General features: G+C 68.5%; 10 protein-coding genes and 1 pseudogene. 9 read left to right on the plus strand and 2 right to left on the minus strand.

The genetic code is table 11. The features are described from left to right. Positions 1-126: 126 nt before the first annotated feature. The 4 genes from ABZS69_RS50670 (at position 127) to ABZS69_RS50685 (ending at position 3,899) form a co-directional block, all read left to right on the plus strand. Entirely contained in the window at positions 127-1,101 is a 975-nt protein-coding gene (locus ABZS69_RS50670) for an ABC transporter ATP-binding protein (RefSeq protein WP_355387204.1), read from the plus strand. Continuing rightward, complete coding sequence (locus tag ABZS69_RS50675) at positions 1,094-1,873, plus strand: ABC transporter permease (protein WP_355387206.1); 780 nt, start codon at positions 1,094-1,096, stop codon at positions 1,871-1,873. Before ABZS69_RS50670 ends, ABZS69_RS50675 begins: the two co-directional genes overlap by 8 nt. A gap of 427 nt (positions 1,874-2,300) precedes the next feature. Further along, entirely contained in the window at positions 2,301-3,146 is an 846-nt protein-coding gene (locus tag ABZS69_RS50680) for a universal stress protein (protein WP_355387209.1), read from the plus strand. 12 nt (positions 3,147-3,158) lie between these two features. After that, positions 3,159-3,899 (plus strand): CBS domain-containing protein, encoded by a 741-nt coding sequence (locus ABZS69_RS50685; RefSeq protein WP_355387212.1) that lies wholly within the window; start codon positions 3,159-3,161, stop codon positions 3,897-3,899. Positions 3,900-3,952: 53 nt separating this feature from the next. Here the strand turns inward: ABZS69_RS50685 and ABZS69_RS50690 are convergent. Together ABZS69_RS50690 and ABZS69_RS50695 are read right to left on the minus strand one after the other, a co-directional pair. After that, a pseudogene (locus ABZS69_RS50690) lies at positions 3,953-4,140 on the minus strand (DNA-binding response regulator); the annotation flags it as partial. Between the two features lie 166 nt (positions 4,141-4,306). After that, positions 4,307-5,242 carry a CBS domain-containing protein gene (locus ABZS69_RS50695; protein ID WP_355387215.1) on the minus strand — a complete coding sequence of 312 codons (936 nt, stop codon included), beginning with the start codon at positions 5,240-5,242 and terminating at the stop codon, positions 4,307-4,309. 639 nt (positions 5,243-5,881) lie between these two features. Between ABZS69_RS50695 and ABZS69_RS50700 the strand changes: the two genes are divergently transcribed. The 5 genes from ABZS69_RS50700 to ABZS69_RS50720 all read left to right on the plus strand — a co-directional run. Beyond that, entirely contained in the window at positions 5,882-6,133 is a 252-nt protein-coding gene (locus ABZS69_RS50700) for a hypothetical protein (RefSeq protein ID WP_355387218.1), read from the plus strand. 226 nt (positions 6,134-6,359) lie between these two features. Continuing rightward, positions 6,360-6,818: an STAS domain-containing protein gene (locus ABZS69_RS50705; protein ID WP_355387221.1), complete on the plus strand. Its 459-nt coding sequence runs from the start codon at positions 6,360-6,362 to the stop codon at positions 6,816-6,818. 1,297 nt (positions 6,819-8,115) lie between these two features. Beyond that, on the plus strand, positions 8,116-8,253 hold the full coding sequence (locus ABZS69_RS50710; RefSeq protein ID WP_355387224.1) for a hypothetical protein: 138 nt from the start codon (positions 8,116-8,118) through the stop codon (positions 8,251-8,253). Between the two features lie 286 nt (positions 8,254-8,539). After that, positions 8,540-10,183: an NAD(P)H-dependent oxidoreductase subunit E gene (locus ABZS69_RS50715; protein ID WP_355387241.1), complete on the plus strand. Its 1,644-nt coding sequence runs from the start codon at positions 8,540-8,542 to the stop codon at positions 10,181-10,183. Continuing rightward, positions 10,180-11,734: molybdopterin-dependent oxidoreductase (locus ABZS69_RS50720; RefSeq protein WP_355387227.1), on the plus strand; the 1,555-nt coding region annotated here is incomplete at its 3' end. The genes ABZS69_RS50715 and ABZS69_RS50720, both read left to right, overlap by 4 nt.

An 11,734-nucleotide genomic window follows, 5' to 3' on the forward strand; every position in this document is an offset into this window, starting at 1 on the left:
GGGTCCCGAACCCTGCTCGCCGACTGTCCCGTCATCATGCCGGGTCCTTTCGCGTTCGAGGCGATCGCGATGACGGGGCGGGAAAGGCCGCCCGAGCCCTCTAACCTCGGCCCCGCGTCCCCCGATATGACAGCCCGGCACCTCCCCGACACGCGGACACCGGTCATCGAGGTCACCCATCTCAGCAAGCACTATCGCGATGTGCCGGCCGTCGACGACGTCACCCTGCACGTGCAGGCGGGGCAGATCTACGCTCTGCTCGGCCTTAACGGCGCCGGCAAGACGACCCTGATCCGCATGCTGCTCGGCATGATCGCACCCACCGCCGGGACCGTGCGGGTCCTGGGCGCCGCTGTCTCGGCCGGCGACCGCTCCGCCTGGGCGCGGACCGGCTACCTGGTGGAGGCCGCCAGCGCCTACCCCGAGCTGACGGTGCGCGAGAACCTGGAGGTCATTCGACGGCTGCGCCGCCTGTCCGGCACCGCCGACGACATCATCGAGCGGCTGGCGCTGGCCCCGTACGCCGACCACAGCGCCCGCACCCTGTCACTCGGCAACCTGCAACGCCTGGCTCTGGCCAAAGCCCTCATCCACGCCCCCGGCCTGCTCATCCTCGACGAACCCGTCAACGGCCTCGACCCTGCCGGAGTCGCCGAGATCCGCACCCTGCTCGCCGACCTGGCCCACCAGCACGGCACCACGGTGTTCCTGTCCAGCCACCTGCTGGCCGAGGTCGCCCGCCTGGCCACCCGCATCGGCATCCTGCACCACGGCCGCCTCATCGGCGAGCACGACGCCGGCCAACTCGACCATCACCGCCGCCGCCACCTGCGCTTGGCCACCCGCGACGACGACACCGCCCACACGGTGCTGCGCGCACACGGCTACCGCCCCGAACCCGCCACGCCGAACGGCCTGCTGCTCACCGACCAGCACGCCCTGGCCCAGCCCGAGCAGGTCGCCACCATCCTCGTCCACGGCGGAGTGCCGCCCACCGAACTTCACCTGCAGGAAGAAGACCTCGAAGCCTTCTTCCTGCGCACAGTCGGATCGAGCCCGCAGACCGAGACAGGGAACGGAACGAGGGCCGAGGATGCGTGAGGCGCTGTGGGCGGAACTCCTGAAGGTACGACGTAGCCGACTGCCCTGGATCACCGCGCTGGCCGTCACCGTCGCCGCGCTGGTGTGCGGGATGTTCATGTTCATCCTGGCCGACCCCGCCCGCGCCCGGGCGTTCGGCCTGCTCGGTGGTAAGGCCCAGCTGTCGGGTGCCAGCGCCGACTGGTCCGGCTATCTCGCCCTGCTCGCCCAGGCCGCCGCGGTGGGCGGCCTGGGCATCTACGGGCTGATCGCCATCTGGCTGTTCGGCCGCGAGTTCAGCGACCACACCGCCACCGACCTGCTCGCCCTGCCCACCTCCCGCACCGCCGTCGTGGCCGCCAAGTTCACCATCGCCGCGATCTGGACACTGCTGCTGGCCCTCCTGCTCGCCGGGCTCGGCCTGTTGATCGGCACCCTGCTCGCCCTGCCCGGCTGGTCGGGGCCGACCGCGGTCGAAGGCGCCGCACGCATCGTGGCAACAGCGGCGCTGACCACGCTGACCACCACACCCCTGGCCCTGGCCGCCAGCATCGGCCGCGGCTACCTGAGCGCCGTCGGCGTCCTGTTCGCCCTCGTGTTCGCCGCCCAGGTCATCGCCGCGCTCGGCTACGGCGCAGTCTTCCCCTGGTCGGTGCCCGCCCTGTACGCCGGCATCGCCGGACCGGACCAGGACCCACCAGGCCCGCTCGGCCTGCTGCTGGTGGTGGTGATCGCAGCGGCGGGCGCGGTCACAACCGCCGCCTGGTGGAACCGCGCGGACCACACCCGTTGACCGCTTCCGATCACTCGCGGCAGGAGGCGGAACACCGTATCCCGCTGCTGGACCGCGTCGGCCAAGCCGGATCCGGGGCCGGGCGGGCGATCACGCCCGCCGCCCAACAGGTCCTTGACCGTCGTTTCCAGGGCGGTGGCCAGGCGGGTCACCGTACCCGGGTCAGAAGTGCCCAGATGGCCTTCGAGGTGCTGGACGTAGTCGGCGGACATGTCCGCCCGGGCGGACATTTGTTCGGCGGTGAGGCCGAGCGGGTGACGGTGGTAGCTGATGCGACGCCCGAAGTCTCCCGTGCCGGTCATGTTCACGGAGCTAGCCAGCTGCCCGGTCGGCGGACAGGGTCCTTCGGCCCTTGCGGGACCAACCTCCGGCCCTGCTGCGGGTGGGCGCGAGCGGGTCGGATGGAGGGTGACGAAGGAGGCGTATCGTGATCATCGTAGGATCCGACGGCTCAGTGAACTCGCGCGCCGCGCTGGAGTGGGCGGCCGACGACGCGTTTCGCATGCGGGAACCACTGCGGATCGTCCATGCCGTGGACCGCTCGCCGTACCAGATCCGCAAATTCCCCGATGACACTTTCCTGGATGTGCTGCAGCGCGAGGGGCAGAGGATCCTGCGTGAGGCGGAGGAACTCGTGCGCGAGCGCCAGCCCACCGTCGAGGTCACGACCGAGGACATCGAGGGCGCACCCGGTGGGGTCCTGCGCGAGCAGGCCAAGGACGCCACCGAGATCGTGGTCGGTAGCCAAGGGCTGGGCGGGTTCGCCCGCGCGTTGCTGGGCTCCGTCAGCATGCAGGTGGCCGGCCACGTGCACTGCCCCGTCGTGGTCGTGCGCGGCAAGCAGCGGCCGGTGTGGCAAGAGGTGGTGGCCGGGGTCGACGACTCACCGCAGTGCGAGCCCGCGCTCGCCTACGCCTTCGAACAGGCGAAGCTGCGCGGGAGCACGCTGCGGGTGGTGCACGCCTGGCAGCTGCCGGTGCACGCCTTCGCACCAGAGCTCAGCAGTTACGACATGGACGAGGTTCGTACGGCGCAGCATCAGATCGTCCGCGACCGGGTGAAGATTTTCAGCGAAAACTACCCGGAGGTGAAGGTGGTCGAGGACGTCCAATCCGCTCATCCCGTCGAAGCGCTGATCGACGCGTCAGAGCGGGCGGACCTGCTGGTGGTGGGCTCGCACGGGCGCGGATCCGTGGGCTCGATGCTGCTCGGCTCGGTCAGCCGGGGAATCCTGTGTCACTCCCACTGCCCGGTGGCGGTGGTCCGCGCGTAGCAGTGGCTGGTCATGGCCTTGGTCGCGCGGCATCGGGGACGTTCGCCGCTGCTGGAAGAGGCCGCGCCGACGGATTGTGAAAGGGGAGGTGATGTCATGTCACTCGAAGTCAAGGACGTCATGGGGCGGGTGGCCATCGCCGTATCGGAGGAGGCATCCTTCGCCGAGATCGTGGAGGCCATGGAGCGGTTCGCGGTAGGCGCGGTCACCGTCATCGACGCTGACCGGCGGCCGGTTGGGGTGGTCTCCGAAGACGATCTGCTCCTCAAGGAGGCCGACACGGTCAGGCACAGCGTCTCTAGCCTCGAATCTCACCAGCAGCAACAGGAGCACCGGAAGGCTGCCGGCGTGACAGCCGCTCAGCTCATGACCGCCCCGGCGATCACCGTCACACCGGGCACCTCCGTGCGGGACGCGGCCCGGCTGATGCACGCCAAGCGCGTCAAGCAACTGCCCGTGATCGACATGAAGTCCGGACGCATCATCGGCACCCTGCACCAGCATGATGTGCTGCTTGTCTTCATCCGCCCGGCCGAGGAACTGATAGCGGACATCAGAGCCGTCCTGCCGAATCCCGCGGCGTTCACCATTGACATCCACCAGGGCGTGGTGACGATCAGCGGCATGGTCGAGTGGAAATCACAGGCCCTCGCATTGGCGGAGCAGATCCGGCTGATCGAGGGAGTCGTGGACGTGAGGTCCGAGGTGGCCTTCGACAAGGACGACCTCCTCATCGTCCCCTCCGGAATGTAGGAGGCCTTTCGTCGCGCAGACGTGCGGCCAGCGCCGCCGCCTGTGCGGCGCTGCATCTGCCTGAGCACGTAGCTGGCTGCCCCGGCCATCACCGCGTCGAACAGCGCATCGTCATCGGCGAACAGGGTCAACTCAGGCACGCCAGCCCCGACAGCCTCGAACGCACCTCCCGGCACAGGTCCACGCCACTGCCGTCCGGCGGCCGCATGTCCAGCACCGCCACGGCTGGTGGAGCGGCCGGAGTCGGCCAAGCGCGCCCAGCCTGCGGGCGCAGATTGTCAAGGCCGCCGGCGCCGAGCTCGTTCTGGTGGTCACGAACAACGGCATCGGACTGGAGGAGACGGGGCGCCGTAACGGCCTGCGCAACATCAAGGAGCGTGCCATGCGGCTGGCCCGGCTCAGGGCTGTTAAAGGTCGTCCTCGTCCCACAGCATTTCGTCGCGCACGTCCACGACGCCGTTGATCCGGATCGCGGAGTTGGCGATGAGCACGGCGTCGGAGCGGGTACGCGTACGCCCCCGGAGGGTGACGATGCCGTCTTCGACCTCGGCCTGGACCCGGGACGTGTTGACCCAGGCGAAGTGATCAAGGTTGTTCTGGATCTCGTCTGAGAGGTCCTTGTCCGTACGGACGAGTACCGCGATCAGGTCGTGGCGGCTGAGGACGCCGACCAGGCGACTGTGACCGTCGACGACGGGCAGGAACATGATGCCGTTCTCGTCCATCAGCCGAATGGCATCCACCACGGTCTGCTGTGGCCGGATGGTGATGGCGGGCGTGGTCATGAGGTCGGTCACCGTGCTCGCATATCTCTTGCCCGTGATCCGGCCGCCGCCCGGCGACAGGCGCCATCGCAGGCGAGCTCGGATTGGCGGCTGGTAGCCCTCGCGGGTGTACTGCTCCTTGAACTCCTCCTTGGGCAGTAGATCGGCCTCGGACACGATTCCGACCACACGCTTGTCATCGTCGAGCACGGGCAGCGCATCCACTCGGTGGCGGATCAATGCCTCAGCGACGTCCTTGAAGGATGCATCAGGGGTGACGTATGTGACGTCTTTGGACATGACGTCATGCACTCTGATCTGCATCGATAGCTCCTTGAACTCTCTTCCATAACAGTCCCGGCTTTCCCGGCCGCGAAAGTGCTGTTGGTCCCCGAAATGCGAGGCCGAACGATCGGCATTTGTGTTCGCTCTGCGGACGATCGGTCCCATCTGGGCAGGTCGAAAGTCCCAGGGAGGCAGCTGACCAGGAGGGAAGGCTCCAGGTGCGGAGCGTTTGCAGTCGACGGTCTTCTGGTTTTCACGGTTGTCGTCCGGAGTATCGGCGGTGTCCTGAGACAAGGCGGCCGAGGTAGTGCTGACCACCGACCGGAGCCATGGACGTGGCCCGCCGCACCCGGCACATCGCCGTGCAGAGCGCCGGAGCCGGCATCGGCATGTTGCTGGTCGCGATGTTCGTAGCGGTTCTGGGCGCTCTTCCACCGGCCGTCGGCACGCTTCTGCAGGAGGGGCCTCGATGTCGCGGTGATCATCAACGCGCACGAGCTCCGCGCCCAGCAAGGGGAACCCGTCTGTACGTGGACGCCCACCAACGCCTTGCTGCACCGCTTCGATCGCGAGCTCGTCGCGCCCTACGCCAGCAGGCCGCTCGGCGGCCCCGAGGCGACCATGACCATGAGCAGGGCACACGCCGAGATCACCAGGCTCGCGACCCGGGCTTGGCCGCCACGTCGAGCTCGCCGCGGGGGACGGGCTCAGGCCGGACCAGATCGACGACCTGTGGGCCTGCCTTTTGGGGCTCCATGCCGTGCTGACCTTGCACTTCGCGCAAGAAGAGGAAGCCTGCTTCTCACCGGCCAGCCGGGCCGAGTGAGGAACGTGCGGGACAACTCCCGGAGTGCTTACCCACCGTGCGGGACGTACGTCCCGCACGGTGGGCCGTACGGCAGTGCCGGGAAGAGGACACAGGCGGTGTGCTTGGTGCGTGCAAAGGACGACGAATCCCCGCTGAAAGGGGGCCGCCATGGCCGCCACCCCCGCCAGGCACGCCGCACCCCCGTCGGCAAGCACTCGGTCGACTGGGTCTGGGTGATCGCCCGGATCTCGATCGGCAGGATCTTCCTGCGGGCGTTCCTGGACAAGACCTTCGGCTGGGGCTTCACCACCTCGGCCAACTGCGCCTGGATCTCCGGCGGCAGCCCTACGACCGGGGTTTCTCAAGGGCACCGGTGAGAACGCGCTGGGCGGCGTGTTCATGACGAAGGGGCAGCCAGTCACTCCTGGCCGTTTGGATGCCCTCATCGGGACCTTCGGCCCTGTGGACACTCCTGTCCGAATTGTCATCCTTCTTGTAGTTCAATCCATACGGGGGGCTCCCATGAGAGTGGAGCGAGGAAAACGGGGTGGCAATCTGGCACCCAGCATCCAGTCAATGTCGCAATCGTGCAGACCGCTTCGTGTGATCACGCAGGCGTCTGACGGCGTGACCGTGATGGAGATCGTGGGTGAGTTGGACTTGGCGACTGCTGAGCCGCTCAGCATGCTGGTCAACGCTGCGGTCGCGGACGCAGGTCCGCGACTTGTGCTCGACCTTTCCGGCATCAGCTTTTGCGATATGTCGGGCCTAAGAGCGCTGCGCATCTGCGGCGAGACGGCTCACGCTTCGGGGGTGGCGCTCGAGCTGATCGGTCTGCCCGATCGAATGCTACGACTCCTGACCATCAGCGGGCTCATGCCGGTGTTCGCGCCGGTCATGTCGACGGAGAACCAATCCACTGAGCGAGGATTATCAATCAGTTCGCGCACCGCAGTTCACGACGTCCAGCGAGTTCACCAAGCTACTTCGACCGCGGCACGCCACACCAACGCGATCCCTGCTATCAGGATGGTGTCCGGCTGTGCAATATGCACGGTGTAGCAATTGCGGTTGTTGCTTGCCGGCGCGAGGCGACCGTGACCATGAGCCGGGCACATGCCGAGATCACCGGGCTTAGCCGCCGTATCGACCTCGACGCGGCGGACAGCCCGAAATCGGAGCAGATTGACGATCTACGAGCCTGCCTCTACAGACTGCACCACATGTGCACACAACCAGACTCCTCGGCCTCAGGCGATGGGATCCGCATCCCTCCCTGCCTGGGGGCTCTGCGCGGATCGAACCGGTGCCCTAGAAGCGGGGCAGTCTTTGGTCGCGCTTTTGGTGAATCCAGGAAACGGGACTGGGGTTCGGAGTAGCCACACCGGCAATACCACAGATTGCAACACGTTATTGCGGTATGTAGTCGAGGCGGGTGGCATTATGTGCGAGACGATGATCGGTGTCGCGCCCTGCGAGACTGCCTCGGTTTGTCCAGAGTCCACTCTCGATGCCAGCCGAGATGTTCGCCTCTAGCCGGAGCCGGGCAAGCCGTGCTCGATGGACGCCATGCGCCATAGTCCTGCGCCCACTCGTCAACAGCTTGTGCATCGCGGTCCAATTGTTCTGCGCACAACTCGAAGCCCTCGCAGGCCGAAATTGTGGCAGCGTCCCAGCCGCCATCCTGGCCGATGCCACCATCACGAAGCGGCAGCGACGGGTGTTGATCGATGTCTACGAGTCATTCCACAGGCAGAGTTCGACAAGCACAGCCCTTTCCACGCTGGAACCGCATGTGGGCGGAGAGGTGCGCAACTCGCGGTCTCTCACCCCATAGTCCACAGAGCCAATGAGCAGCTGGCATCAGCCTTGGGTCCAGCCCTTCGGAATGGATCCGGAAGAGGCCACTGAGCTGATCCTGCGCGATCTCCGTAGTTCGCGCCGCGGGTTGTCGAGCGCGGAGATGCAGCAGCGGCTGCTGCAACACGGTCGCCACGAGTTGCGAAGGTGGGGGCGCCCGGTGCTGGCCGGGCGAGCTTGGCCCGTGAGTTCACCCCAGCCACAATGGTAAACGTCACCTCGGCGATCTTCGCCACGGGCATGCCCTGTGGGGCCCCAGCCATCTGGGCCCGCCGCCAGGGCATCACCGACCGGGGCCTCTGCGGATGATCCGCAACAGGCGCTGCCCCTCGTCATCCATCTCACGGACGCGTACTCGTGCTGCCACCCCGACAGCCTGGCTGCATCTCCGATGCGGCGAGTCTGCGTTCACCAACGGTGCCAGCAGCCTAGGCTCCAAACGCGGCCCAGCTCGGGCGGCAAATCACCTCGGCCTTGGCTGCACGGGCCGGCACGTCTGATGGCCGACCTGCTCGCTGGTGCGTTGGAAGACCTCGCCACCATCCTTGACCAGCGTTTCCTCCATACGGATGGAACACCCGCGGAGGTATTTGCCGCGTACGCAGCCGACCACGGTCTCGCCTTCACCGGCGCCTGAGCGTCCTGCCTGTCCATTCGGTCTGCCTTCGGTGACCCGCGAGGTAGTCAACAGGGCGAACGTTGCCTGATGCGGCACTGGCAGGGACTTTGCTCGTGTGTCATTGGTCAAAGGTCCTGGGCAGGCCAGGGCGGCGGTTACGCTGCCGCCGCCCCTGATGTAGTTGATCCCTGACGCACGCGGTCGGCGGAGAGTCCGCAGGTAGGAGCAGGTGAGCGGGTGTCTGTTATCCGGGAAATGGGCAGGAAGAAATTCGTGAAGCGATCCTTTCGATGCATTTCGCGCCCTGGCTGAGCGGCGCGGGCGGCCAGGTGTCCGCCTGATCGAGGCTCTTGCCGAAGGTGCCGAGGAGCATGGGGAAGAGCCTGAGCGCTGGGCGCCGGAGGTGGCCAGACGGTTCGGGCTGCCCGCTGCGGCGGGGCTGGGTCCGGCCACCTTCTACGCGGACCTGGCGGTTCCGCATGGGCGTCGCCATGTGCGGGTCTGCGCCGCGACCGCGTGCTTCGCGGCGCAGGCGGGAGTGCATCTGCCTGCCCTCCGGGACGTGCTCGGTGTCACAGCTGATGACGATCTCAACCGGGAAGCCGGCGTCTCCCTGCAGACGGTCCGCTGCCTCGGTTACTGCTACGCCGGGCCCGCCTGCCTGGACGGCGAGACACCCTGTGTCGGCCCGGACGTCGTCGACCAGGTGGCCGGACGTGCACAGCCGCAGGCACCGCCGATCCCGGCCACCGACGCCACCGGGGACCCGGTCGTGCTGGCCGGGATCGTGGCAGGTGAGGTCGCGTGGCGGACCTGGGTGGAAACCGTCGGCCGGCACTCGCCGGAGCTGGTCCGGTCGCAGGTCGAGGCCTCCGGGCTGCGCGGCCGGGGCGGCGCGGGCTTTCCTGTGGCGGCCAAGTGGGCGGCGGCGGGCGGCTCGCCGGACACGGTGGTCATCGCCAACGGCGACGAGGGCGATCCCGGCTCGTACGCCGACCGGCTGCTGATGGAGGCCGATCCGGCGCGGGTACTGGAAGGGCTGGCACTGGCCTGCTTCGCCTGCGGGGCTCGTCGCGGCCTGGTGCTGGTGCGTTCGGAGTATCCGCGCGCGCTGGCGGCGATGAGGGCGGCCGTGGAGCAGGCGCGCGCGGACGGTCACCTTGGCCGAGGGGTGCACGGCAGCGACGTGGATCTGGATGTGGAGGTGGTGGCGGGCGCCGGTTCCTATGTCGCGGGCGAGGAGACGGCGTTGATGGCGGGTCTCGAAGGCAGTCGTGGTTGCGCGCGGGCACGCCCGCCGTACCCGACCAGCCAGGGTTTGTGGGATGCGCCGACGGTGGTCAACAACGTCGAGACGCTGGCCGCGGTGCCGTGGATCGTCAGCCGCGGTGGCGAGGCCTACGCCCGCCGGGGCGCGCCCGGGGAGGCCGGGACGAAGCTGGTCTGCCTGTCGGAGCGGTTCGTCCGGCCCGGCTGCTATGAGGTTGAGCTCGGCGTGCCGGTCCGGCGGATCGTCACCGAACTGGGCGGCGGCTTGCGGGAGGGCGCCGAGCTCGGTGTGCTGCAGGTCGGCGGCCCGCTGGGCGGCTTCCTGGCAGAAGGGGATCTGGACGTTCCGCTCACGGAGGCGGGGCTGGCGGGTTACGGCGCCGCGCTGGGTCATGCCGGGTTGGTGGCCGTCGACAGGCGGCTGGACCCGTTGGATGTGCTGCGGCACGTGTGGGCGTTCGCCGCGGCGGAGAGTTGCGGCGCGTGCTCGCCGTGCCGGGTCGGCTCCCGTCGTGGGCTGGAGCAGGCCAGGTCCGGTGCCCCACCTGGTGATGCCTATGCCCGCATGTTGGATGTGATGGGCGAGGCCAGTTTGTGTGCGTTCGGCCGTCGGCTGCCGCACGCGGTGCGGAGCCTGGTCCGCGCATATGGCGAGCGTTTGCGCGGGTGGGGCGGATGAGGGTCACAGTGGAGGGCGCCGTCGTCGACCTCCCGGAGGAGGCCTCGGTGCTGGTGCTGGTGGCGGTGCGGGCGGCGGGCCGCGATCTGCCCACGCTCTGTCATGACGACCGGCTGACGCCCGTGGGCTCCTGCCGGGCCTGCCTGGTACGGCTCGATGGGCGGGTCGTGGCCGCCTGCGTGACTCCTGCGGTGGACGGCGCCCAGGTGAGCGTCGAGGAAGAGGACCTGCGCCGATTGCGCCATGACGCCGTTGAGGTGATCGTCTCGGCGCTTCCACCGCAGGTGCTCGAGGGGGATGGCGAGCTGGCGCTGGTGTGCCGAGCCCTGGGCATCGGGCCGGAAGCCGCTCAAGGCGGTGCCGGGAGGGGGCTGGACCACACGCATCCGTTCGTCCATCTTGACCGGGATCTGTGCATCGCCTGTGGTCGCTGCGTGAGGATGTGTGCCGAGGTTCAGGGCACGTTCGCGCTCACGCTGGTGGGGCGCGGCTCGGAGACGGTGGTCGCGCCCGGCACCGGCGGCCTCTGGGCACAATCGGATTGCGTCGCGTGCGGAGGCTGCGTGGATACGTGCCCCACCGGCGCTCTCACCGAGCCGGGGCTGCCGATCGGGACTCACGTGGCCACGCTCACTCGCACGCGTACTACCTGCGGATACTGTGGCGTCGGCTGCGCCCTGGACGTGTTGACCCGTGACGGCGAGGTCGCCGCGGTGCGCCCGGCCAAGGACGGCCCGGTCAATCGGGGGCACGCGTGCGTCAAGGGCCGCTTCGCCCACGGATTCCTGCGCTCTCCAGAACGGCTCACCCAGCCTCTGCTGCGCCGCCGTTCCGGACTGGAGCCCGTGAGCTGGGACGAGGCGCTCGCCCACATCGCCCGCGGGCTACGGGCCGCGGTGACCGAGTCGGGCCCCGACGCGGTGGCGGCGATCTCCTCGGCCAGGGCCACCAACGAGGAGAACTACCTGATCCAGAAGTTCATGCGGGTCGCCATCGGCACCAACAACGTCGACAACTGCTCGCGGCTGTGCCACTCCCCGTCCGCCGCCGGGCTGACCGCCGCGTTCGGCCTGTCCGGCGGCACCGACGCCTTCGAGGACGTGGAGCACGCCGACTGCCTGCTCGTGGTGGGCGCGAACCCCGTCGAGGCGCACCCGGTCGTCGGGGCGCGGCTGCTCCAGCGGGTGCTGCACGGCGCGCGCCTGATCGTGGCCGATCCACGGGCCGTCGGACTCGCGGGCTACGCCGACGTGCACCTGCGGCCCCGCCCCGGGACCAACGTCGCCCTGTTCAACGGCCTCGCCAACGTGCTGCTCACGCAGGGGCTGATCGATGAGGAATTCCTGCGACACCGCGCCGGCGGGTTGCCGGAGCTGACCGCGATACTCGCCGACTACCCGCCTGACCGGGTGGCCGAGATCACCGGCATACTCGCGGAGGATCTGGTCGCGGCGGCACGCCTGTACGGGGTGGCCAAACGGCCGGCCATCGTCTACGGCCTCGGCGTGACCGAGCACCTGCACGGCACCGACGGCGTGCGCACCCTGGCGA

Origin of the sequence: Nonomuraea sp. NPDC005650, from assembly GCF_040605375.1 — a bacterium.
Lineage (GTDB): Bacteria > Actinomycetota > Actinomycetes > Streptosporangiales > Streptosporangiaceae > Nonomuraea.